The sequence below is a fragment of the Microbacterium sp. Clip185 genome (assembly GCF_028743715.1).
In the GTDB taxonomy this organism is placed as follows: domain Bacteria; phylum Actinomycetota; class Actinomycetes; order Actinomycetales; family Microbacteriaceae; genus Microbacterium.
The window spans coordinates 1,743,880-1,766,316 of record NZ_CP117996.1 but is presented as its reverse complement, the minus strand read 5'-3'; the positions used below and the strand labels follow the sequence as shown (position 1 = coordinate 1,766,316).

Here is a 22,437-nt window from a genome sequence, read left to right as displayed (position 1 = left end):
CTGTCGGGGTGTCGGAAATCACCCCAGATCTCGTGCGCCATCTCGGCGTCCTCGCCCGGATCCAATTGAGCGACGAGGAGGTCGGGCGCCTCACCGGACAGCTCGACGCGATCGTCGACAACATCGCGAAGGTGTCGGAGGTCGCGACCCCCGACGTGGTCGCGACGAGCCACCCGATCCCGCTGCAGAACGTCTTCCGCGACGACGAGCACACCGAGGCCCTGTCTCTCGCCGAGGTGCTGCAGAACGCTCCGGATGCGGCGGAGGACCGCTTCCGCGTGACGGCGATCCTGGGGGAGGAGCAGTGAGCGACATCATCCGTCTCAGTGCGGCGGATCTCGCCGCGAAGCTCGCCGCGGGCGAGGTGTCCAGCGTCGAGGCGACGCAGGCGCATCTGGACCGCATCGCCGCGGTGGACGGCGACGTGCACGCGTTCCTCCACGTGAACGAGGGCGCGCTGGCCGTGGCCGCGGAGATCGATCGCCGTCGCGCGGGCGGCGAGGCTCTCGGAGAGCTGGCGGGTGTGCCGCTGGCGATCAAGGACGTCCTCGTCACGACCGACATGCCCTCCACGAGCGGGTCCAAGATCCTCGAGGGGTACATGTCGCCCTACGACGCGACAGTCGTCGCTCGGGCTCGTGCCGCCGGCCTTGTGCCCCTGGGCAAGACCAACATGGACGAGTTCGCGATGGGCTCCTCCACCGAGCACTCCGCCTACGGTCCGACCCACAATCCGTGGGACCTCGATCGGATCCCTGGAGGCTCGGGCGGTGGCTCAGCGGCCGCGGTCGCCGCTTTCGAAGCGCCGCTCGCGCTGGGCTCGGACACCGGTGGCTCCATCCGTCAGCCGGCGCACGTGACCGGAACGGTGGGCGTGAAGCCGACGTACGGCGGTGTCAGCCGCTACGGTGCGATCGCGCTCGCCTCGAGCCTCGACCAGGTCGGTCCGGTCACGCGAACCGTCCTCGACTCGGCTCTCCTGCACGACGTGATCGCCGGTCACGACCCCCACGACTCCACGTCCCTCACCGACGTCTGGCCGTCCTTCGCGGCCGCGGCGCGTGAAGGCTCAACGGGTGAGAGCCTGAAGGGTCTGAAGGTCGGCGTCATCCGCGAACTCGATGACAAGGGCTTCCAGCAGGGCGTCTCCGACTCGTTCCGTGCGGCACTCGCGGCCATGGAGGCGCAGGGCGCGGAGATCGTCGAGGTCAGTGCCCCGCACTTCGAGTACGGCGTCGCGGCCTACTACCTCATCCTGCCGGCGGAGGCATCCAGCAACCTTGCGAAGTTCGATTCCGTGCGCTTCGGGATGCGGGTGAGCCCGCATGCGGCGGCCACAGTCGAAGACGTGATGGCGGCGACTCGCGAAGCGGGTTTCGGTGACGAGGTGAAGCGCCGCATCATCCTCGGCACGTACGCGCTGTCCGCGGGCTACTACGACGCCTACTACGGCAGCGCGCAGAAGGTGCGGACCCTCATCCAGCGCGACTTCGACGAGGCGTTCGCGAAGGTCGACGTCATCGCGACGCCCTCAGCTCCCACCACGGCGTTCCGCCTGGGGGAGAAGATCGACGACCCGCTGCAGATGTACCTGAACGACGTGACGACCATCCCGGCGAACCTGGCCGGCGTGCCGGGTATCTCGGTGCCGTCGGGCCTCGCCGCCGAGGACGGCCTGCCGGTGGGCATCCAGTTCCTCGCGCCCGCCAGGGAGGATGCGCGCCTGTACCGGGTGGGGGCGGCGCTGGAAGCATTGCTCGTCGATTCGTGGGGCGGGCCGCTGCTCGATCGTGCCCCGGTGCTGGGAGGGACCCGCTGATGGCCAAGGACAAGCTGATGGACTTCGACGCCGCCCTCGAGCTTTTCGAGCCCGTGCTCGGCTTCGAGGTGCACGTCGAGCTCAACACGAAGACGAAGATGTTCTCGGCCGCGCCGAACCCGGCCCATCCCGACAATCATCACGCCGCGCCGAACACGCTCGTCGCGCCCGTCGACATGGGTCTGCCCGGTGCGCTGCCGGTCGTCAACGCCACAGCAATCCGGTCCTCGATCAGCCTGGGGCTCGCGCTGGGCTGCTCGATCGCTCCGTCCAGCCGCTTCGCGCGGAAGAACTACTTCTATCCGGACCTCGGCAAGAACTACCAGATCTCGCAGTACGACGAGCCCATCGCATTCGACGGTCAAGTCGAGATCGAGCTGGCCGACGGGACGCTCGTGACGGTTCCTATCGAGCGCGCCCACATGGAGGAGGACGCGGGCAAGCTCACCCATGTCGGCGGATCGACCGGACGTATCCAGGGCGCCGAGTACTCGCTCGTGGACTACAACCGCGCCGGTGTGCCTCTCGTGGAGATCGTCACGCGCCCCATCTTCGGCGCCGAGCACCGCGCTCCGGAGATCGCCAAGGCGTACGTCGCGGCCATCCGTGACATCGTCTTGTCGCTGGGCATCTCGGAGGCGCGTCTCGAGCGCGGCAACCTGCGCTGCGACGCGAACGTCTCACTGCGTCCGCGTGGTCAGGAGAAACTCGGAACGCGCACCGAGACGAAGAACGTCAACTCGATGCGCTCCGTCGAGCGCGCCGTGCGCTATGAGATCCAGCGTCAGGCCGCGATCCTCGCTGCCGGCGGCACGATCACGCAGGAGACGCGGCACTGGCACGAGGACACGGGGACGACATCTCCCGGTCGTCCCAAGTCGGATGCCGACGACTACCGGTACTTCCCGGAGCCCGACCTGCTGCCCGTGGTCCCGGCACCGGAGCTGATCGAGGAGCTGCGCGCCGCGCTCCCCGAACCCCCCGCTGCGCGCCGGCGCCGGCTGAAGGCCGAGTGGGGCTTCACGGACCTCGAGTTCCAGGACGTCGCGAACGGCGGGCTCCTCGCCGAGGTCGAGGCGACCATCGCCCAGGGCGCGAGCCCTGCCGCCGCGCGCAAGTGGTGGACGGGTGAGATCACCCGCGTCGCGAACGCGCAGGAGCGGGAGGCGGCTGACCTCGTGACGCCGGCGGATGTCGCCGCTCTGCAGGCACTCGTGGATGCCGGCACGCTCACCGACAAGCTCGCGCGTCAGGTGCTCGAGGGCGTCATCGCCGGTGAGGGCACGCCGCAGGAGGTCGTCGACGCCCGCGGGCTCGCGGTCGTCTCCGACGACGGTGCGCTGATCGCCGCGATCGACGACGCCTTGGCCGCGCAGCCCGACGTGCTGGCGAAGATCCGCGACGGCAAGGTGCAGGCCGCCGGTGCCGTCATCGGCGCCGTCATGAAGGCGATGAAGGGTCAGGCCGACGCCGCCCGCGTCCGTGAGCTGGTGCTGGAGCGCGCGGCCCAGTGATCCCTGTTCTCCCGCGGGCCGCGATGTCGGCGGTCCGCGGGAGAATGATCGTATGGGACGAGGCGACGGATCCGGGCGCATCGTGTCGCCGGCCGATGCCGACGACACCGGCGCGGGCATCCTGCACGTCGACATGGATGCGTTCTATGCCGCCGTCGCCGTGCTCGACGATCCGTCGTTGGCGGGCAAGCCGCTGGTTATCGGCTCGCCCGAAGGTCGCAGCGTCGTCTCGAGCGCGTCTTATGAGGCGCGTCGTTATGGCGTGCGCTCCGCGATGCCGGTCTCGCAGGCCATGCGGCTGTGTCCGACCGCGGTGATCGTGCCGCCGCGCTTCGACAGGTATACGGCGCTCTCCGCACAGGTGATGGACATCTTCCGCGAGTTCACCCCGCTGGTCGAACCGCTGTCCATCGACGAGGCGTTCCTTGATGTGCGAGGATCGCGGCGCCTCTGGGGAAGTCCGGGCACGATCGCGCGGCTCTTGCGAGCACGGGTGCTCGAGCGCACCGGCCTCGTGTGCAGCGTGGGCGCGGCGGCGACGAAGCATGTCGCGAAGATGGCGTCGACGATCAGCAAGCCCGACGGCCTGCTGATCATCGCCGCCGCCGACACCGCGGCGTTTCTCGCGCCGCGGCCGGTTCGCGCGATGTGGGGCGTCGGTCCGCGTTCTGCAGAGATCCTCGAGGCGCGTGGAATCCGCACGATCGGTGACGTGCTGCAGACTCCTCGACCCGTGCTCGAGAAAGCACTCGGTCCCGCCATGGGTGAGCGCGTCTGGCGTCTGGCGCGCGGTGAGGATGCGCGTGAGGTGTCGGTCGAGCGGATCGACAAGAGCATCGGTCACGAAGAGACCTTCCACGAGGACGTCGACGACGACACCGTGCTCCGCGCGGAGGTGCGGCGCCTCGCCGACCGGGTGGGTGCCCGGCTCCGGGCGCACGACGTCGAAGCGGCGACGGTGGCGATCAAAGTGCGCTTCGCGGATTTCCGAACCCTGTCGAGGTCGGTGACCCTGCCCGAGCCCACGGCCGTGGGTCAGCGGATCGGCGACGCCGCATTGCGTCTGCTGGCGGGCATCGACCGGTCGCTGCCGGTGCGCCTCATCGGTGTGCGGGGCGAGAACCTCCGCTCATCGGGAGTCATGGCGACCCTGTGGGACGACGACGCAGAGTGGCGGCGCGTGGAAGAGGCCCTCGACGACGCCTCGAGCCGCTTCGGCCGCGGAGCGGTGACCCGGGCGGCGCTGCTGGGCGCACCGCGCGCCGGCGGCTCACTGCCCTCGCATCCGCGTCCACCCCGATCCGACTGAGTCAAGGCGTAGGTGCCATGCGTTTCTGCCGTTAGCGTGGGGGACATGGCCAACTTCGTTCTCGATCTCGGTAAACAGTCCGCATCGCTCGGCGTCACCTCCGTCTACGGCGAACAGCAGGACGTCGACGGCGTGCGCTTCATCCCGGTCGCACTGTCGTGGCACGGTTTCGGAGGCGGCTCCGACGACAGCGGCAACGAAGGCGGTGGCGGCGGGGGCTACACCGTTCCGTTGGGCGCCTACATCCGCAAGGGTGACGACCTTCGCTTCGAGCCGAACCTGGTGTCGCTTCTCGCGGTGGCGATTCCGTTCGTCTTCGTCGCCGGCCGCGCGCTGAGCCGCGTGATCCGCGCCCTCAAGAAGTAACGTGCCGCAGGTCGGCGCATCGCTGGCCGACATCGCCGCATCCGTCGATGCGTGCGGCGCGAGCGGTCTTGTCGTCATCGACGGTCGCTCAGGTGCCGGTAAGACGACGCTCGCGCGGCGACTCGCAGCGGCACGGCCTGCCTTCCGTGTCCTGTCGCTCGATCAGCTCTATCCGGGCTGGGATGGACTGCGTCGCGGTGCGGACGCGGCGATCAGCGGTGTGCTGGTGCCTCTCGCGCAGGGTCGGCATGGCCGGTGGCAGGGCTGGGACTGGAACGCGGACGAGCCTGCGGCGTGGCACGAGATCGCGGCCGGAACAGCACTGATCGTCGAAGGCTCGGGGATTCTCACGCCGACGGCGGCAGCTGTGACGCCGGTGCGCGTGTGGGTGGAGGCGGACGACACCGTGCGACGCGAGCGGGCATTGCGCCGTGATGGTGAAACCTACGCGCCGCATTGGGAGCGGTGGGCCACGCAGGAACGGGAGCATCTGGGTCTGAACGACCCGCGGTCACTCGCGACGCACGTGGCGCGCGCGTGATTCAGACGTCTTCTGTGGCCCCGATGAGCAGCTCGAGTCGGTAGCCGAGCCATTCGTACACGCCGAAGCGGGGATCATCCGCCGGGTGATCGTCTTCGTCGTCGATTCCCAGTCGCTCGGCCAGGACGAGCCGCGCCGCATTGAGAGTTCGCAGCCACGCCGCCACCTGGCGCGGCTCGAGTGAGATCTCCATCTGTGTGAGGGCCTCGTCGAAGGCGTGATCGTCGGCGGGGTCCAGCTCGCCCGCGCTGGCCAGATCCGCGAGGACCGTGGCCGCCTCCTCGCTGCGTCGTCGCAGGAGGTCCGCGCGGGTCGCCGCGCGGAACTGATCGGCTGACGCGGCATCGTCGGGATATGCCGAGGGCGTCAGTCGTGAGACGGCAGGATCGGATGCGGCGTCCGCATCCGACAGCAGATCGACGAACTGTCCGACGAGGCCGCGAAGATGCACGGCTTCGACGCGAGTGAAAGAGATGACGACCGCATCGCTCATGCGCCCGGTGCCCGTCGGACGGTGGCCCAGAGCCCGTAGTCGTGCATCGCCTGCGCATGCAGCTCCATCTGCTCCCGCATCCCTTCTGCGACGACGGCATGTCCGTCGTGGTGCACCGCCATCATGAGGCGCGTCGCCTCCTCGCGAGAGAAGCCGAAGTACTCACGGAAGACGCGGACGACATAGCTCATCAGGTTGACAGGGTCGTTCCAGACCACGGTCTGCCAGTGCGGGTCGAGGGCCCCGGCAGCGCTGAGGTCCAGGTGTTCGTCGACCTCGGGGCTTGCGAACGTCGCCATCACGCCCATCCCAGCTCGTGCAGGCGTGCGTCATCGATGCCGTAGAAGTGCGCGATCTCGTGGACCAGCGTCGTGTGCACCTCCTCGCGGAGCTCCTGTTCGTCGGCGCAGGCGTTCAGGTGCGGCTCCCGATACACCACGATCCGATCGGGCAGCTCGCCGACGCCGTAGCGGTCGCGCTCGGTGAGCGCCCACCCGTCATACAGACCGAACAGCTCGCCCTGTTCATCGTCCGAACGGTCTTCCACCACGAACACGACATTGTCGAGCCCGTCGACCATGTCGTCGGGGAGGCGGTCGAGCTCTTCGACGACGAGGCGTTCGAAATTCTCGCGATCCATCTCAAGCATCAGGCGACCCTGCCTCGCAGTGGAGGAAAGAAGTGGGGTGGCTAACGGGGCTTGAACCCGCGACCCCCGCGACCACAACGCGGTGCTCTACCAACTGAGCTATAGCCACCATGTCTCCCGCTCTCGCGGGCAACCAAACGATTCTCTCACACCTCGGAGGCAAATGATGACACGACGCTGGCCGCGACAGACTTCGCGTCGTCACTGGACGGACCGGGCTGCGAGACGAAGACGGCTTCGCGGTAGTAGGCGAGCTCCCGGATCGATTCCCGGATGTCGGCGAGGGCCCGGTGGCCGCCGTTCTTGGCGGGCGCGTTGAAGTACACCCGCGGATACCAGCGGCGCGCGAGCTCCTTGATGCTGGACACATCGACGTTGCGGTAGTGCAGCCAGCGGTCGAGTCGGGGCATGTAGCGCGCGAGGAAAGCGCGGTCCGTGCCGATGGTGTTGCCCGCGAGTGGCGACTTGCCCTCGATCGGCGCGAACCGCTGCACGTACTCGAGTGCTTGGAACTCGGCTTCGGCGACGCTCACGCCGGTCGGGATCTCGTCGAGAAGACCCGATGATCTGTGCATCTCGGTGACGAAGTCGTTCATGTTCGCCAGCGCAGAAGCGTCGGGGCGGATGACGATCTGGAAGCCCTCGTCGAGGACGTTGAGCTCGAAGTCGGTGACGACGATCGCGATCTCGACGAGCTCGTCGACGTGCGGGTCGAGACCCGTCATTTCGCAGTCGATCCACACCAGCCGGTCGCCATCGGTCGTACTCACGTGCACATCCTCCTCGCGTGTCCCGACACGGACGGGTCGGAGACGGTCGTCCCCCCGGCAGGAATCGAACCTGCGACCGACAGATTAGAAGGCTGCTGCTCTATCCGCTGAGCTACGGGGGGTTGCGCAATCCAGAGTAGCGCGGCGGGCCTGGTGCGCGGACGCGCGAGAGCGTAGCGTCGGGCGCAGACGGACAAGGAGGTTCGGCATGAGCACGACCGAAGCGCTGTGGGTGGCGTATGGAGACACGGGTGTCGTGGGCAGCATCCGCAAGGACGCCGGGGGATACACCGTCACCATGAGCGGTGCGGACGAGCGTCTCGGCAGCTATCCGAGTATGGAGATCGCCAAGGGCGCGTTGCGTGCGCACCTCAAGCCCGGCTCGACGTGGCCGGAGTTCCGTCAGCACTGATCGACACGGGCGCCGCGCGCTGACGTCGCGCCAGCAGGGGCAGTGCGCGGTGCACGAGGGGCCCGATGAGCAGCGCGAAGGCGACCGTTCCCACACCCGCGGTGCCTCCGAGCAACCACCCCGCACCGAGGACCGTCAGCTCGATGCTGGCCCGCGCGATCCAGATGGGGACGCCGAAGCGCGCATGAAGGCCGGTCATCAGTCCGTCGCGCGGACCGGGTCCGAGGCCGGCGCTGATGTACAGGCCCGTGGCGAAAGCGACCAGGACGATACCGCCGAGAAGCATGAGCACCTGGATCAGGATCCCGCGGGCTTCGGGCACGAGATCCAGCACGACCTGCATGCTCGTTCCCAGCAGAAGGATATTCGCGACTGTTCCGACGCCGGGGCGCTGTCGCAGGGGGATCCATGCCAGCATGACGGCGAGGCCCAGGAGGTTGACGATCCACCCGATACCCCATCCGGTGTGCAGAGCGATGCCCTGGGCGAGTACCGTCCAGGGATCCACGCCGAGCCCCGCGCGCACGATGAGCGCTTCGCCGGCCCCGTAGATCGCCAAGCCGACGACGAGACGGATCAGTCGTGTGGTCATGTTTCCCAGGACAGTCGATAATTGGCTCCTGGCAAAGAGGCCAATCTGAATAGACTGGCACGCATGGACTCCCGAGTGAGCGCGCGTGCTCTGACAGCGAGGCTGGGTGGGTGGCGCACGAGCGAACCCGCGTACGAGGCATTGGCGGACGGTATTCGCCTGCTGTGTCTCGACAACAGGCTCCCCGCCGGGACCGCGCTACCCGCAGAGAGGGAGCTCGCCACCGTGCTCGGCGTCAGCCGCACGACGGTCGCGGCCGCCTACCGCAGCCTTCGCGACAGCGGCCACATCCGCAGCCTCCGCGGCTCGGGCAGTGTCACGCAGGCGGCGCCGCAGCGCGCCGCCACCAGAACGATCTCCGACCCGCGCGCCATCGATCTTCAGCAGGCGAGCCCGGCCGCGTGGCCCGGCCTGGCGGGTGTCTTCGCCGAGGCTGCGACGCAGGCGCCCTCCCTTCTGGCCCGACCCGGCTACGACGTCGTCGGCCGCGAGGAACTGCGCGCCGCGTTGGCCGATCAGTACACGCGACGCGGCATTTCGACCACATCCGCGCAGATCTTGATCACGAGCGGCGCGCAGAGCGCCCTGCATCTCTTGGCGACAGTGCTCGTGCGTCGCGGTGATCGGGTGCTCATCGAGAGCCCGACCTATCCGCACGCCGCCGAGGCGCTCCGTTCTGCCGGCGCCCGACTCGTGAGTGTTCCGGTGACCCCCGACGAAGGGTGGGATCTGGACCGGGCCGAGCAGGTGTTCGCGCGCGTGCGACCCAGCCTCGCGTACCTGATGCCGGACTTCCAGAATCCGACGGGGCGATCGATGACAGGGGTCGAGCGCGAGCTGTTCGTGACGGCTGCGGAGCGCGCCGGAACGACGCTCATCGTCGACGAGACCACGGCCGATCTCGACATCGACCGCGCGACCGAACCCCCGCCTTTCGGTGCGGGCCGTCAACACGAAGAGATCGTGCGTGTCGGCTCGTTCGGAAAGACGGTCTGGGGTGGGCTCCGCGTCGGTTGGGTGCGGGCCGACGAGCAGCTCATCCGCCGACTCATCGCGGCGCGATTTCCGATCGAGCTGGGAACTCCTGACTGGGAGCAGCACGTCGCGACGCTCCTCCTGCCGCATCTGCCCGAGGTGATCGCTCAGCGCGCGCATCTTCTGCGCTCGGGACGCGACACCGTGCGCGCGGCGCTGGCGGAGCAGCTTCCGGAGTGGATCGTTCCGGCGGTCGACGGCGGCGTGGCGCTGTGGGTGGAGCTCGACCGACCGTTCAGCAGCGCGCTCGTGCTCGCCGCGCGCGCCGAGGGCGTCCTCTTGTCGGCGGGGCCCCGTTTCGGGGTCGACGGCGGATTCGAGAAGAACCTGCGCATCCCCTTCACCGCCGGTGCATCCGACCTCGAGCGCGCCGTCGACGGGATCGCGCACGCCTGGCGTCGGACCACCCGGGGAGCCGCGACCGTGCGAGAAGGCGCGCTCGACGCGGTCGTGTGAGAGCTCAGCCGCGTCGGAGCACCGCAACGGCGTCTTCGCGCCGCCAGAACTCACCGACGTCGATGAAGGCGCGCGACGACCACCGATAACGACGGGCGCGGTAGCGCATGCCCTCCGCGCCTGACCGTGCATCGATGAGGCCGATCACGGCTCCGGCCGGATCGAGCACGCGCCACCGATCGATCCCGAGGGCGACGAGACACGGATTCGTCGCGGTGTGCGTCGGTGCGTTCATTCGGTCATCCCTTCGTCGTTCCGACGCTATCGACGGCCACCGACACGGCGACTTCGCTCCTCCCCAGCGTGCAGTGGACGGCGGTTTCGCCGCATCCAGCGCACCGGAGGAAGTCGAGATCCGCTCCGCACGGCACAGTTGCTTCCGCTGCGGCGCCCGTCGGGCACCCGGGCGCCGCAGCATCGTCCCATGTGCCCGGTCGAGAGGAGACACACCATGAAGGAACGCATCACGATCGTCGGCAATGTGGCGGCGGCGCCGGAGCTGCGGCGAATGCCCTCCGGCGACGCGGTCGTCAGCTTCCGCGTGGGAGTGACCGAACGCCGCCAGGACAAGCAGACCTCGCAATGGGTGGACGGGAACACGAGCTGGTACCGCGTGAATGCCTACCGGGGATTCGCCGAGAACATCCATCGGTCGATCGGCGCGGGTGAGAGGGTCGTGGTGAGTGGGCGGTTCTCGCTGCAGGAGTGGGAGACCGACACGAAGAAGGGAGTCTCGGCGGAGATCGAGGCAGAGGCCGTCGGCCATGATCTGCGGTGGGGGACGAGCCTGTTCACCCGCACCGCCGGTCGGTCGGGAGACTCCGCCGGGATCGAGGGCGGCCACGGTTCGGGGCCGGTCGACGAGGACGGATGGGCGGCGCCCGGTGCGGTGCGCGAAGAGGTGGCCGTCGGTGAGACGCCATTCTGACGCCTAAACTGGCCCCGTGACTCCGCCCCGCGCCGTCCGTCTGTCCGCCCTCGTGCTCGTTGCCGCGGCCGGTGCTGTCGTACTGGCGGCCTGCACGCCCACGCCCGAGCCGAGTCCGACCGTGTCCGTCTCGGCGGAGCCCACTGTCTCGACGCCGGCACCATCGCCGGCGCCGACACTCGTACCCGAAGGCTCCGCCGACGACAACCTGCCCCTCTTCACGAGCGTCGCCGATGCGGTGTCGGCCGGGCCGGACAAGGCCTCCGGTCGGGCCTACATCGATGCCCTCGTGGCAGCGGGGTTCGACAAGGCGGCGATGCAGGTCACCCCCGATCAGTCGACAGTGGGCAACCCCGCCGAGAGCATCCAGTTCTCCGTGCGATGGGGGGAGCAGTGCCTCATCGGACAGGTCGGGGACGCCACCGGTGAGACGGTCGCCGTCGTCGAACCGGGGCTCGCCGACGGCACGTGTCTGCTCGGTCGCACGCGCGACATCGACTGGTAGACCGACGTCGGGGCGGGTGGGGGCCGTCTAGACTGGAGCGGATATGGCCGAATACATCTACTCCATGGTCCGTGCCCGCAAGGCGGTCGGCGAGAAGCTCATCCTCGACGACGTCACGATGGCGTTCCTCCCCGGTGCGAAGATCGGCATGGTGGGCCCGAACGGCGCCGGTAAGTCGACGATCCTCAAGATCATGGCCGGTCTCGACCAGCCCTCGAACGGCGAGGCGAAGCTGAGCCCCGGCTACACCGTCGGCATCCTCATGCAGGAGCCCGAGCTCGACGAGTCGAAGACCGTTCTGGAGAACATCCAGGACGGCGTCGCCATCAAGGCCAAGCTCGATCGCTTCAACGAGATCTCGGGTCTGATGGCCGACCCCGACGCGGACTTCGACGCGCTGCTGGCAGAGATGGGCGTGCTGCAGGAAGAGATCGACGCGGCCGACGGCTGGGACCTCGACTCGCAGCTCGAGCAGGCGATGGATGCACTCCGTACCCCGCCGGGGGACGCCGCGATCGCCCCGCTCTCCGGTGGTGAGCGCCGCCGCGTCGCGCTGGCGAAGCTCCTGCTCCAGAAGCCCGATCTGCTCCTGCTCGACGAGCCCACCAACCACCTCGACGCCGAGAGCGTGCTCTGGCTCGAGCAGCACCTCCAGTCGTACAAGGGCGCCGTCATCGCGATCACCCACGATCGCTACTTCCTCGACAACGTCGCGGAGTGGATCGCCGAGGTCGACCGCGGTCGCCTGATCGGCTACGAGGGCAACTACTCGACGTACCTCGAGAAGAAGGCCGAGCGCCTCGACGTCCAGGGCAAGAAGGACGCGAAACTCGCGAAGCGCCTCAAGGACGAGCTCGAGTGGGTGCGTTCGAGCGCGAAGGGACGCCAGACCAAGTCGAAGGCGCGTCTCGCCCGGTACGAGGAGATGGCGGCGGAGGCCGAGCGCACGCGGAAGCTGGACTTCGAGGAGATCCAGATCCCGGCAGGTCCTCGCCTCGGCAACGTGGTGATCGAGGCGAAGAAGCTCCACAAGGGCTTCGGCGACCGCGTTCTCATCGACGGACTCAGCTTCAGTCTTCCCCCGAACGGCATCGTCGGGGTGATCGGCCCCAACGGTGTGGGCAAGACCACGCTGTTCAAGACGATCGTCGGTCTCGAGCCGCTCGACGGCGGCGATCTGAAGGTCGGTGAGACGGTCAAGATCAGCTACGTCGACCAGTCGCGCGCGAACATCGATCCCAACAAGACGTTGTGGGAGGTCGTCTCCGACGGACTCGACATCATCACGGTCGGCAAGACCGAGATCCCGTCGCGTGCATACGTCTCCAAGTTCGGATTCAAGGGGCCCGACCAGCAGAAGAAGGCCGGTGTCCTCTCCGGTGGTGAGCGCAACCGGCTGAACCTCGCCCTGACGCTCAAGGAGGGCGGCAACCTGCTGCTGCTCGACGAGCCGACCAACGACCTCGACGTCGAGACCCTGAGCTCGCTCGAGAACGCCCTGCTGGAGTTCCCCGGCTGCGCCGTGGTCATCACGCACGACCGGTGGTTCCTCGACCGCATCGCGACCCACATCCTCGCCTATGAAGGCACCGACGAGAACCCTGCTCAGTGGTACTGGTTCGAGGGCAACTTCGAGGCGTACGAGCAGAACAAGATCGAGCGCCTCGGACCGGATGCGGCCAACCCGCACCGTTCGACGCACCGCAAGCTGACGCGCGACTGACGCCGGATGCGGATCGCCCACCATGGGCGGTCCGCATCGTGCGTTCGAGCAGTGGGAGGAACCATGACCGAGGGCGAGCGCCGGCTGCACGTGCCCATCCACCTGCGATGGGGAGACCTCGACGCGTTCAACCACGTCAACAACACCTCGATGCTCAAGCTTCTCGAGGAGGCGCGCGTGCGCGCGTTCTGGGCGGCCGACGACGGTGAGCCGCAGTACCCGACGGCGGTGGTTCCTGCGGGTGCCGCGGCCGGTGTGCTGACTCTCATCGCGCGCCAGGAGATCGAGTACCTGCATCCGGTGCCGTACCAGCGCGCGCCGCTCGATGTGCAGCTGTGGTTCGGGAGTCTCGGCGGATCCAGCATGGAGGTCTGCTACGAGGTGTTCAGCCCGCTGACGGGCGAGCAGCCTCAGACGCTGTACGCCCGCTCGTCCGCCGTGGTCGTCACGGTCGATGCCGCCACAGGGCGGCCCATGCGACTCACCGAGCGGATGCGGGAGGCCTGGGAGCCGTACCTGGGCGCGCCCATCGCCTACGCTCGCCGCCGCTGACCCGCGCCTCCCTCTTCTCGCGAGACTGCATCTCCTTCACGAGATCACGGGGTTTACCCGTGATCTCGTGCGCGAAATGCAGTCTCGCGGTGGGAGAGGTCAGGCGTCCGGCGCAGGGACGCGAACCATGATCTCCTGCGCGACGCTGGCGACCAGCTGGCCGTCGCGCGTGTAGATGCGACCGGTCGCAAGCCCGCGACCACCTCGTGCGCTGGGGGAGTCCTGCGTGTACAGAAGCCAGTCATCGACGGCGGCGGGGCGGTGCCACCACATCGCGTGATCGAGGCTCGCCACGTTGAGGCGAGGCGTACGCCACGTGAGTCCGTGCGCGCGCAGGATCGACTCCTGAATGGTCATGTCCGAGAGGTAGGCGAGCATCGCTCGGTGCAGCAGCGGATCGGCGGGCAGAGGGCGGCGCAGCCGCATCCACACGCTCTGGTGCGGTTCGGGAGTCACCGCCTCGCTCTCGAAGAGCGTCCCCGGCACATGACGCACCTCGACGGGCAGCTCGCTGATGCTGCGCATCGACAAGGGGTGCAGCTGGTCCGACTCCTGCGGCACGAGCGCCTCGGGCTCCGGCACGTCGGGCATCGGCTCGGCGTGGTCGAGACCGGCATCGTCCGTCTGGAACGACGCGATCATCGAGAAGATCGGCACGCCCTCCTGGTACGCCTGCGTGCGGCGTGCCGAGAAGGAGCGGCCGTCGCGGAGGCGATCGACCGAGAACGTCAGCCCGCGGGAGGAGTCGCCCGGGCGCAGGAAGTACCCGTGCATCGAGTGGATGGGGCGGTCCCCGGCGACTGTGCGGGATGCCGCGACGACCGACTGTCCGAGCACCTGGCCGCCGTAGATGCGTCCAAGGGGCATGGCGTGCGACGTGCCCGTGAAGATGTCCTCCGTTGTGCGAGCGTCGCTGGATGCGATCGAGAGGACCTCGATGAGGGAGCCGACCGGGTCGCTCGCGTTCTCCGTGCGTCCGCCGGTGGGTTCATCGTTGGTCGTCACTTGCTTCTCCTCGGCTCGCCGGATGCACGCGTTGTTAGTCTAGGTGGGGTGTCTGCCCGTCTCCTGTTCCCCGATCGCGAGGCCGCGGCGGACGCACTGACCTTCGCCGGACGAGCGGGAGCGCTTGATCGCGAAGCGGCCGTGCGCTTCCGCGGCGCAGGCGGTGTGCTGACGATGACGACGGCGGTGCTGGCATCGCGCGGCCTGCTCGACGCGACGCCCACAGTGCTGGCCATGCGCGTGCTCCCCGTCGACCCCGAGCTCGAGTGCGACCTGAGTGTTCCCGCGGCCAAGCTGACAGCCGTCTCGGACACTGGGATCGATCTCGGCGAGACGGCGGTCCGTCCCGCATGGACGGGAGTGACCCCGCCGCGTGCCGGGTGGGAGCGGTCGGGCCGCATCGCATCGGACGTACTCGCCGCGCGCGCGCAGTGGGGGATGGCGGCCGTCGCCGACGCGCTGCCCAGCGACCCGGGCGAGGAGATCGTGCGCGCGGCTCGCCTGCGGGTGTGGGCAGAGCCGGACGAGGCCCTGGGCTCACAGCTGCGCGCCGTGGCCTTCGGCGCTGTCGCGATGGGCTTCGTGCTCGGTGAGGAGCACGCTCGCGTGTTCACTGCGCCGGGATGGGCGCGCCTCTCGCTCTCTCGGGGCCACATCCTGGTGCGCGTGCCGCGCTCGGGAATGACCGAGGTACGTACGACGGGAGCGTGACGCCTCAGACGGCGCGCCCAGCCGCCCTCCCCGCGGCGCGGCCGGAGAAGAGGCAACCACCGAGGAAGGTGCCCTCCAGCGCGCGGTAGCCATGCACTCCGCCGCCACCGAAACCGGCGGCTTCGCCTGCGGCATAGAGCCCCGGGATCGGCGCTCCCTGCGCATCGAGCGCCCGGGAGTCGAGGTCGGTGAGGATGCCACCGAGGGACTTGCGCGTGAGTACGTGGAGCTTGACCGCGATCAGCCCGCCGCCCGCGCGGTCCAGGATGCGGTGCGGCCGGGCGGTCCGCACGAGTCGGTCGCCGCGGAAGGCGCGCGCGGAGCGCAGCATCGCCACTTGTGCGTCCTTCGTGAACGGGTTGTCCATCTCGCGATCCCGGGCTTCGATCTCCCGCCGCGCCCGCTCGGGGTCGAGCGCATCGCCGCCCGGCAGGGCTCGCATCCCCGCGAGCAGGTCTTCTATCCGGTCGGCTCGCACGAAGTCCGCGCCGTTCTCGAGGAACGCGCGCACCGGGCCCGATGCGCCCCTCCCGAGCCGTGAGCGCACGAGCAGTGAGACGTCTTTGCCCGTGAGATCGGGGTTCTGCTCGCTGCCGGAGAGGGTGAACTCCTTCTCGACGATGCGTTCGGACAGGACGAACCACGAATGGTCGTGTCCGGTGGCGCGCAGGTGAGCCAGGGTCCCGAGGGTGTCGAAGCCGGGGAACAGCGGTACGGGCAGACGCTTTCCGGTCGCATCCAGCCAGATCGAGGAGGGGCCGGGAAGGATGCGGATCCCGTGCTGCGGCCAGATCGGGTCCCAGTTCTGCAGGCCTTCGACGTAGTGCCACATCCGGTCGCTCCCGATGAGCGTCGCGCCCGCACGCTCCGCGACCGAGAGCATCGCGCCGTCGACGTAGGCGGGAACCCCGGCGACCATCGTGCGGGGTGGGGACCCCAGCCGGTCCGGCCAGCGCTCGCGGACCAGCGCATGATTGCCGCCGATGCCGCCGGTGGTGACGATGGTCGCTCGCGCCTCAATCGTGAACTCGCCCACGACCTCGTGTGGGGTGGCTTGTCCCCGCGATGTGTCGGCGGGAACGAGCACGTCGCCCCGGGCCCCCGTGACCGCGCCGTCGGTCGTCTCCAGTTCGGTGACGCGATGGCGGGCGAGGATGCGCAGACTTCCGGCCGCCTCGGCCTCCTCGATCGCCGCCGCGAAGGGAGCTACCAGGCCAGGGCCCGTGCCCCACGTGATGTGGAAGCGGGGAACGGAGTTACCGGGACCGGTCGCCGTGTACCCGCCGCGCTCCGCCCAACCCACCACGGGAAAGAACGACACCCCGCGTTGGCGGAGCCACGCGCGCTTCTCGCCGTGCGCGAAGTCGAGGTAGGCCCGAGCCCACTGCGCCGGCCACTCGTCCTCGGCCCGATCGAAGCCGGCGGTGGCGAACCAGTCCTGCTCGGCGAGATCAGGGGAGTCCCTGATGCCCATGCGGCGCTGCTCGGGCGAGTCGATGAGGAACAGTCCGCCGAACGACCACCACGCCTGTCCGCCCAGGTCCACCCGCGGCTGCTGGTCGACGATCGTCACCGATCGGCCGGCGCGGAGGACCTCGCACGCCGCCACGAGCCCTGCCAACCCCCATCCCACGACAAGAACATCGGTGCGGTGGGATGCGGTCACGCTCACTCCTTCGTGGTCGGCGCGGGGTCGACCGGCAGAGAGGGACGTGCCCCCGCCGCGGGCCCGATGCCTGCGGGCTCGAACGTGTTCACCATGGCATACGCGGCGCGCTGCAGGTAGTCCCACAGCGTCGCCTCGAGCAGGGGTGGCAGCTCGCACACGTCCACGGCCCGGCGCATGTGGGAGAGCCAGCGGTCCCGCGCGTCCGGGTTCACGTGGAAGGATGCGTGACGCATGCGCAGCCGCGGGTGTCCCCGCTGTTCGCTGTACGTGCTCGGACCGCCCCAGTACTGCTCGAGGAAGGTCTGCATGCGTACTTTGGCGGGACCGAGGTCGGCCTCCGGATACATGGGACGCAGAACCTCGTCGTCGGCGATCCCCTCGTAGAAGACATCCACGAGCCGAGTGAAGAAGTCGTGTCCGCCGACCTGCTCGTAGAAGCTGACGGGCTGCTCGCTCATGCGGACTCCTCGGGCGGGGTGCGGGGTTTGCGGGGCTTACGGGGTGCGGCCGACGTGTCATCGGTCGGTGGCTCGACGCCTCCGGCGGGGGTGGTCGCCTCACCCTGCGGTGCGGCTTCGGCCGCGGCGCGCGCACCGCGCCCGGTCCGCTTGGGGCGCCACACGGGACGCTCGTCGGCAGGAACCGGGATCGGCTTCGTGCGGGGAGGGTTCGCGCCGCGCACGCGACCGGCACCCTCGAGTCCGCTCAGCATGATCGAGTTCAGCAGCGGAAGCTGGATTCCCATGGCGTCCATCGCGCGCTTCAAGCGCACACGGAGCTCTCGCGCGACGTCGTCCTTCGCGTTCGAGCGGGTCTTCATGACCAGTCGGATGACCAGCGCATCGCCAGAGATGGACTCGAGTCCCCAGATCTCGGGCTGTTCGATGATCCGGGTGCGCCACTTCGGGTCCTTGGCGAGCTGCTTCGCGGCGTCGAGCATCGCCTTCTCCACCGCGTCCAGATCGGCGTCGACGGGGACGGAGAGATCGATGATGACCCGCGACCACCCCTGCGACATGTTGCCGATGCGGGTGATCTCGCCGTTGCGGACGTACCAGAGCGTTCCGTTGACGTCGCGCACGTGCGTGACGCGCACGCTGACGTACTCGACGACACCCGTCGCGAGCCCGAGATCGACGACGTCGCCGATGCCCACCTGGTCCTCCGCGACGATGAAAATGCCGTTGAGCACGTCCTTGACGATGTTCTGCGCTCCGAAACCGAGTCCCGCACCGATCGCCGCGGTCAGAAGTGCGAAGGAGCCCAGGATGCCCGAGTCGATCGTGTTGACGATCAGGATGATGCCGATGATGACGATCGTCACGTTGACGATGTTCTGCAGGATCGATCCCAGGGTGCGGGTGCGTTGCACGAGACGCACGGCCGCGAGCGGGGAGCGATCGAGCGCCTGGGTGTCGGTCACCTGCGCCTTGCTCTTGGCACCCGAGACGATGCGCTCCACGACCCGGTGGATCACCCCGCGGAGGATCCAGGACACGATGATGGCGCCGACGACGATGGCGAGGACGCCGAGCACCTTGAAGCCGGCGGTCGTGAAGAACGACCCGATGCGCGGCCAGAACGCGGGATCGTTGGGGTCGAAGACGAAGGTGTGCGTCACCCTTTCGATGCTACCGACCACCGCTCTCACCGAGCTGGGCGCCGCCGTCGACGAGCCCCGCGCGGTGGGCGATCACGACCGCCTGCACGCGATCTCTCGCGCCGAGCTTGGCGAGGATGCGGCCGACGTGCGTCTTGACGGTGGACTCGCCCAGGAACAGTGCGGCAGCGATCTCGGCGTTCGTCGCGCCCTGCGCCATCGCGAGGAACACTTCGCGCTCTCTCTCGGTCAGCGTCTCGGTCGGGTCGGGTACCGCGTTGCGGACAGGCGGTGTGCCCAAAAGCTCGATCATGCGGCGCGTCACGCGCGGCGAGAGCGTTGCGTCACCCCGGTGCACCGCGTGGATCGCGGAGATGAGCTCCTGCCGCTGGGCGTCCTTGAGGAGGAAGCCGCTCGCCCCCGCACGCAGCGCTGCGAACGCGTACTCGTCGAGATCGAAGGTGGTGAGCACGAGGATGCGGGCGTCGGGGTGAGCGGCGACGATCCGTTCGGTGGCGGTGATGCCGTCGACACCCGGCATCCGCACGTCCATGAGCACGACGTGGGGCTGCAGCGCCTCGACGGCCGTGACGGCGGAAGCGCCGTCAGCTGCCTCGCCGACGACCTGCAGATCCTCCTCGGCGTCCAACACCATGCGGAAGCCGAGTCGAATGAGCTCCTGGTCGTCCACGAGCAGGATGCGGATGGGGTCGGTCATCGGGGATCCTTCTCTGTGGGAAGCCAGACGTCGAGGGTCCACGTGCCGTCGCCGCGTCGGGTGCGCAGGGTGCCGCCGGCGTGGGCGACGCGTTCGGTGAGTCCGCGAAGTCCGAACCCTGGGTTGTCGTCGGCGCGTTCGGGCGGGACACCGTCGTTCGTGATCCTGATGCGCACCGCATCCGGATCCTCGCGGATCTCGACGACGGCCTCTGTTGCACGGGGTGCATGTCGCATGGCGTTCGTCATGCCCTCCTGCACGACGCGCCCGATCGCCAGCTCCGTCGTCGGCGCATACGCGCCCGTGCGGCCGGACGTGCGCAAAACGACGGGGTAGCCGGCACCCTGCGCCGTGGCGACGACCTCGCGCGGCGAGGGGGCCGTGAGGGGGGCGAGCGGAGCGCTACCGGTGTCATCCGTGCGCAGGACGCCGAGCATCGCCCGCATCTCGGTCAGGGCGCCGCGAGCGGTGTCCGCGGCGGTGCGTGCGGCGGAGCGCGCGCGTTCGGTGTCGGTGGTGGCGGCCGCGCCCTCCGAGAGCGCCACGATGACCGTGAGCGAGTGCGACACGATGTCGTGCATCTCGCGCGCGATTCGCGTGCGTTCGGCCGCCGTGGCGAGCTGTGCCTGCTGATCGCGCTCGATCGTGAGTTGACGGGAGCGCTCGATGAGGGCTTCGACGTATCGTTTGCGCCCGCCCACGTTCGCTCCGATGAGCGCCCCGATCAGGAGCATGACCATGGTGGCGATGGTCGCGCCGATCGCGCTCGACCAGCTCTCGCCGAGCACGACGCGCACGAGACCCGAGACGACGAGGGCCCCGCTCAGGATGCCGGCGCTCGCCCACGCGGCGCGACTCGAGCGGTAGACCGACAGTGAGTACACGGCGATCGCCAGGGCGACACCGCTGGGCAGCATGGGGTACGGCGCGAAGGGGTAGGGGACAGCGGCGACGAGGAAGACGGCGACCGGGAAGCGCCGGCGCCACAGCAGGGCGATCGCGGTGCTCGCCGGCACGGCGATAGACACGACGATCCCGAACGGCGCCCAACGGGCGTCCATGGGTGCGGCAGCCACCAGCCCCGGCCCGGAGAGCACGAAGGCGAAGAACGCGACGAGCGCATCGGCGAAACGCGGATGCCGCGACCAGTACCGGCGGATGGCGCCGGGAGGTCGCGGCAGCAGCAGGCCGTCGTCGGGGGGAGTGCTCTCCGCCCCGGCGACGGCCCGACCGCGCTTGCTCATCCGCTCGACTCTACGCGTCGCGGCTCTTCAGGACGGCGCTCGCGCCGACGAGGCCCGCGACCACCCACACCACGAGGGTCAGGCTCGCTGCCCACGGCTCGAGCGGGTTGCTGCCGCCGCCGGTGCCCATCAGAAGCTGGCCCGCGTTCGAGGGCAGGAACCGTGCGGCGTCCTGGATCCACTCCCAGCCCGGCAGGGCGGCGAAGAAGGCGGGGACGATGGGCAGGACGAACACGAGACCCACACCGAGGGCGATGGCGCCCGGTCCGTTGCGGAGGATGTAGCCGGTCGCGACGCCGATGATCGCGATGACCGCCATGGTGAGAGCGCCCGCCAGCAGCGGGAGCAACGAGACCTCCGGGTTGGAGAAGTCGAGTCCGAGGTCCTTGCGGGCCATGATCGGCGCTGTCGCCACGGCGGCGATGGCGAAGATGATGATGCTGGACACGAACACGAATCCGGCGACCACGACGGTCTTCGCGAAGAGCGACCCGAGTCGTCCGGGCGCAGCCGTCAGCGTGGAGCGCATCATCCCGGTCGAGTATTCGCCGGTGACCTGGATGGCGCCGAGGATCACGGCGAGGAGCATCGTGAAGGTCGTGGGCGCGAGGATCACCATCGTGGCCAACGAGCCGTCGTCGCCCTGCGGTCCGCCGTCGAAGCTCGTGATCGCCCACGCCATCAGCAGGGAGAAGCCGATCGAGAGCACGGCCACGATCGCGATCGACCACCACGGGGAGCGCAGGGTCACGAGCTTGAGCGACTCGCTTCGTACGAGGCGCGGGAAGGAGAGGCGGTACGACCCGTCCGTCGAGGTGGTGCGACGCGCGGGGGCGGGTGCAGTGGTGGCGCTCATGCGATTTCCTTGCTCTTGTACTCGACGGACTCGCCGGTGAGGGCGAGGTAGGCGTCTTCGAGCGAACCGCTCTGCGGGCTCAGCTCGTGGATGGGGATGCCGGCGGCCGCCGCGGCGTCGCCGACGGTCTCGGGCAGCGCACCGACGAGGTCGGCTGTTCCGGGTTCGGTCTGCGTGATCTCGATGCCCGCTCCCGAGATGAGGGGGATGAGCTCCGCGAGCCGCGGGCTGCGCAGCCGGATGCGGGTGCTCGTCCACTCGGAGACGAGCTGCGACACGGGAGCGTCCGCGAGGACACGTCCCTTGCCCAACACGATGATGTGGTCGGCGGTGATGGCCATCTCACTCATGAGATGGCTGGAGAGCAGGACGGTGCGTCCCTCACTCGCGTAGTGGCGCACGAACTGGCGCACCCAGCGCACGCCCTCGGGATCGAGCCCGTTGACCGGCTCGTCGAGGATGAGCGTCTGCGGGTCGCCCAGGAGCGCTGCGGCGATGCCGAGACGCTGGCCCATACCGAGGGAGAAACCGCCCGCACGCTTCTTGGCGACGGATTCGAGGCCGGTCAGCGCGATGACCTCGTCGACGCGGGAGGTCGGGATGCCGTGCGTGGCAGCGAGCGCCCGCAGGTGGTTACGGGCGGAGCGGCCGGTGTGCACGGCCTTGGCGTCCAGGAGGACACCGACCCGGGTCAGGGGCGAGCGCATGTTGCGGTAGTCCTCGCCGTCGACGGTCACGTTGCCGCGGGTCGGACGGTCCAGGCCCACGATCATCCGCATCGTCGTGGACTTGCCGGCGCCGTTCGGGCCGAGAAAGCCGGTGACCTTGCCGGGTTGGACGGTGAAGCTGACATCGGAGACGGCGTGCCTGTCCCCGAACTGCTTGGTGAGGTTCTCTGCGACGATCATGGCTCCACGCTACGAGCGGTCGCTTCGCCCCCGCGTCCCCCTGTGGTACCGATCTCGGTCGA

At 69.0% G+C, this 22,437-nt stretch carries 27 protein-coding genes and 2 tRNA genes; 13 read left to right on the top strand and 16 right to left on the bottom strand.

Features of this window, described 5'->3' with window-relative positions:
• Window positions 1-8 precede the first annotated feature (8 nt).
• From gatC to PQV94_RS08515, 6 genes are read left to right on the top strand one after another with little or no spacing between them, the layout of a single operon-like run.
• Window positions 9-308, top strand: coding sequence for an Asp-tRNA(Asn)/Glu-tRNA(Gln) amidotransferase subunit GatC (gatC, locus tag PQV94_RS08540; protein WP_274285452.1), 300 nt, complete (start codon window positions 9-11; stop codon window positions 306-308).
• Window positions 305-1,819 (top strand): Asp-tRNA(Asn)/Glu-tRNA(Gln) amidotransferase subunit GatA, encoded by a 1,515-nt coding sequence (gene gatA, locus PQV94_RS08535; protein ID WP_274285451.1) that lies wholly within the window; start codon window positions 305-307, stop codon window positions 1,817-1,819. Before gatC ends, gatA begins: the two co-directional genes overlap by 4 nt.
• Window positions 1,819-3,333, top strand: coding sequence for an Asp-tRNA(Asn)/Glu-tRNA(Gln) amidotransferase subunit GatB (gatB, locus tag PQV94_RS08530; RefSeq protein WP_274285450.1), 1,515 nt, complete (start codon window positions 1,819-1,821; stop codon window positions 3,331-3,333). The genes gatA and gatB overlap by 1 nt, the downstream gene beginning before the upstream one ends.
• Window positions 3,334-3,385: 52 nt before the next feature.
• On the top strand, window positions 3,386-4,642 hold the full coding sequence (gene dinB / locus PQV94_RS08525) for a DNA polymerase IV (protein ID WP_274285449.1): 1,257 nt from the start codon (window positions 3,386-3,388) through the stop codon (window positions 4,640-4,642).
• 45 nt (window positions 4,643-4,687) lie between these two features.
• A complete protein-coding gene (locus PQV94_RS08520; RefSeq protein ID WP_137417116.1) occupies window positions 4,688-5,008 on the top strand; it encodes a hypothetical protein in 321 nt (106 codons plus the stop codon).
• Window position 5,009: 1 nt separating this feature from the next.
• A complete protein-coding gene (locus PQV94_RS08515) occupies window positions 5,010-5,549 on the top strand; it encodes a hypothetical protein (protein ID WP_274285448.1) in 540 nt (179 codons plus the stop codon).
• A gap of 1 nt (window position 5,550) precedes the next feature.
• Here PQV94_RS08515 and PQV94_RS08510 read toward each other — a convergent pair whose 3' ends face one another.
• The 6 genes from PQV94_RS08510 to PQV94_RS08485 all read right to left on the bottom strand — a co-directional run bounded on the left by PQV94_RS08510 (window position 5,551) and on the right by PQV94_RS08485 (window position 7,583).
• Window positions 5,551-6,042 (bottom strand): DUF2017 family protein, encoded by a 492-nt coding sequence (locus PQV94_RS08510; protein ID WP_274285447.1) that lies wholly within the window; start codon window positions 6,040-6,042, stop codon window positions 5,551-5,553.
• On the bottom strand, window positions 6,039-6,350 hold the full coding sequence (clpS, locus tag PQV94_RS08505; RefSeq protein ID WP_274285446.1) for an ATP-dependent Clp protease adapter ClpS: 312 nt from the start codon (window positions 6,348-6,350) through the stop codon (window positions 6,039-6,041). Before clpS ends, PQV94_RS08510 begins: the two co-directional genes overlap by 4 nt.
• Window positions 6,341-6,691, bottom strand: coding sequence for a metallopeptidase family protein (locus PQV94_RS08500; RefSeq protein ID WP_274285445.1), 351 nt, complete (start codon window positions 6,689-6,691; stop codon window positions 6,341-6,343). The genes clpS and PQV94_RS08500 overlap by 10 nt, the downstream gene beginning before the upstream one ends.
• Window positions 6,692-6,724: 33 nt before the next feature.
• Window positions 6,725-6,800, bottom strand: a tRNA-His gene (locus PQV94_RS08495).
• A gap of 37 nt (window positions 6,801-6,837) precedes the next feature.
• On the bottom strand, window positions 6,838-7,461 hold the full coding sequence (gene orn / locus PQV94_RS08490) for an oligoribonuclease (protein WP_274285444.1): 624 nt from the start codon (window positions 7,459-7,461) through the stop codon (window positions 6,838-6,840).
• Between the two features lie 49 nt (window positions 7,462-7,510).
• Window positions 7,511-7,583: transfer RNA gene (locus tag PQV94_RS08485), tRNA-Arg, on the bottom strand.
• Between the two features lie 86 nt (window positions 7,584-7,669).
• Here PQV94_RS08485 and PQV94_RS08480 point away from each other — a divergent pair.
• The gene (locus PQV94_RS08480; protein ID WP_274285443.1) at window positions 7,670-7,873 is read left to right on the top strand and encodes a methyltransferase; all 204 of its coding nucleotides are present in this window, start codon (window positions 7,670-7,672) and stop codon (window positions 7,871-7,873) included.
• Here the strand turns inward: PQV94_RS08480 and yczE are convergent.
• Window positions 7,833-8,465 carry a membrane protein YczE gene (yczE, locus tag PQV94_RS08475; RefSeq protein WP_274285442.1) on the bottom strand — a complete coding sequence of 211 codons (633 nt, stop codon included), beginning with the start codon at window positions 8,463-8,465 and terminating at the stop codon, window positions 7,833-7,835. The genes PQV94_RS08480 and yczE overlap by 41 nt on opposite strands.
• 63 nt (window positions 8,466-8,528) lie before the next feature.
• On the opposite strand from yczE, the gene yczR reads away from it, so the two are divergent.
• The gene (gene yczR, locus PQV94_RS08470) at window positions 8,529-9,956 is read left to right on the top strand and encodes a MocR-like transcription factor YczR (RefSeq protein ID WP_274285441.1); all 1,428 of its coding nucleotides are present in this window, start codon (window positions 8,529-8,531) and stop codon (window positions 9,954-9,956) included.
• Window positions 9,957-9,960: 4 nt separating this feature from the next.
• Here the strand turns inward: yczR and PQV94_RS08465 are convergent, their stop codons facing one another.
• Window positions 9,961-10,191 (bottom strand): hypothetical protein, encoded by a 231-nt coding sequence (locus PQV94_RS08465; RefSeq protein ID WP_274285440.1) that lies wholly within the window; start codon window positions 10,189-10,191, stop codon window positions 9,961-9,963.
• Between the two features lie 216 nt (window positions 10,192-10,407).
• Here PQV94_RS08465 and ssb point away from each other — a divergent pair, with 216 nt between their 5' ends.
• The 4 genes from ssb to PQV94_RS08445 all read left to right on the top strand — a co-directional run bounded on the left by ssb (window position 10,408) and on the right by PQV94_RS08445 (window position 13,664).
• Complete coding sequence (gene ssb / locus PQV94_RS08460; protein ID WP_274285439.1) at window positions 10,408-10,884, top strand: single-stranded DNA-binding protein; 477 nt, start codon at window positions 10,408-10,410, stop codon at window positions 10,882-10,884.
• Between the two features lie 16 nt (window positions 10,885-10,900).
• Window positions 10,901-11,389, top strand: coding sequence for a DUF6993 domain-containing protein (locus tag PQV94_RS08455; protein WP_274285438.1), 489 nt, complete (start codon window positions 10,901-10,903; stop codon window positions 11,387-11,389).
• Between the two features lie 43 nt (window positions 11,390-11,432).
• Window positions 11,433-13,112 (top strand): energy-dependent translational throttle protein EttA, encoded by a 1,680-nt coding sequence (gene ettA / locus PQV94_RS08450; protein ID WP_274285437.1) that lies wholly within the window; start codon window positions 11,433-11,435, stop codon window positions 13,110-13,112.
• Between the two features lie 63 nt (window positions 13,113-13,175).
• Window positions 13,176-13,664, top strand: a complete 489-nt coding sequence (locus PQV94_RS08445; RefSeq protein ID WP_274285436.1) for an acyl-CoA thioesterase — start codon at window positions 13,176-13,178, stop codon at window positions 13,662-13,664.
• A 99-nt stretch (window positions 13,665-13,763) separates the two neighbouring features.
• Here PQV94_RS08445 and PQV94_RS08440 read toward each other — a convergent pair whose 3' ends face one another.
• Entirely contained in the window at window positions 13,764-14,669 is a 906-nt protein-coding gene (locus PQV94_RS08440; RefSeq protein ID WP_274285435.1) for an acyl-CoA thioesterase, read from the bottom strand.
• A 48-nt stretch (window positions 14,670-14,717) separates the two neighbouring features.
• Here PQV94_RS08440 and PQV94_RS08435 point away from each other — a divergent pair, with 48 nt between their 5' ends.
• A complete protein-coding gene (locus PQV94_RS08435; protein ID WP_274285434.1) occupies window positions 14,718-15,380 on the top strand; it encodes a hypothetical protein in 663 nt (220 codons plus the stop codon).
• A 4-nt stretch (window positions 15,381-15,384) separates the two neighbouring features.
• On the opposite strand, the gene PQV94_RS08430 is transcribed toward PQV94_RS08435, so the two are convergent.
• From PQV94_RS08430 to PQV94_RS08400, 7 genes are all read right to left on the bottom strand, one after another.
• Window positions 15,385-17,046, bottom strand: a complete 1,662-nt coding sequence (locus tag PQV94_RS08430; protein WP_443192680.1) for an FAD-binding dehydrogenase — start codon at window positions 17,044-17,046, stop codon at window positions 15,385-15,387.
• Between the two features lie 2 nt (window positions 17,047-17,048).
• Window positions 17,049-17,507, bottom strand: coding sequence for a globin (locus PQV94_RS08425; protein ID WP_274285432.1), 459 nt, complete (start codon window positions 17,505-17,507; stop codon window positions 17,049-17,051).
• Window positions 17,504-18,619: a mechanosensitive ion channel family protein gene (locus PQV94_RS08420; protein ID WP_274288250.1), complete on the bottom strand. Its 1,116-nt coding sequence runs from the start codon at window positions 18,617-18,619 to the stop codon at window positions 17,504-17,506. Before PQV94_RS08420 ends, PQV94_RS08425 begins: the two co-directional genes overlap by 4 nt.
• A 61-nt stretch (window positions 18,620-18,680) precedes the next feature.
• Window positions 18,681-19,367 carry a response regulator gene (locus tag PQV94_RS08415; protein WP_274285431.1) on the bottom strand — a complete coding sequence of 229 codons (687 nt, stop codon included), beginning with the start codon at window positions 19,365-19,367 and terminating at the stop codon, window positions 18,681-18,683.
• Window positions 19,364-20,611 carry a sensor histidine kinase gene (locus PQV94_RS08410; protein WP_274285430.1) on the bottom strand — a complete coding sequence of 416 codons (1,248 nt, stop codon included), beginning with the start codon at window positions 20,609-20,611 and terminating at the stop codon, window positions 19,364-19,366. Before PQV94_RS08410 ends, PQV94_RS08415 begins: the two co-directional genes overlap by 4 nt.
• 10 nt (window positions 20,612-20,621) lie before the next feature.
• On the bottom strand, window positions 20,622-21,467 hold the full coding sequence (locus tag PQV94_RS08405; RefSeq protein ID WP_274285429.1) for an ABC transporter permease: 846 nt from the start codon (window positions 21,465-21,467) through the stop codon (window positions 20,622-20,624).
• Window positions 21,464-22,375 carry an ABC transporter ATP-binding protein gene (locus PQV94_RS08400; RefSeq protein ID WP_274285428.1) on the bottom strand — a complete coding sequence of 304 codons (912 nt, stop codon included), beginning with the start codon at window positions 22,373-22,375 and terminating at the stop codon, window positions 21,464-21,466. The genes PQV94_RS08405 and PQV94_RS08400 overlap by 4 nt, the downstream gene beginning before the upstream one ends.
• Between the last annotated feature and the right edge of the window lie 62 nt (window positions 22,376-22,437).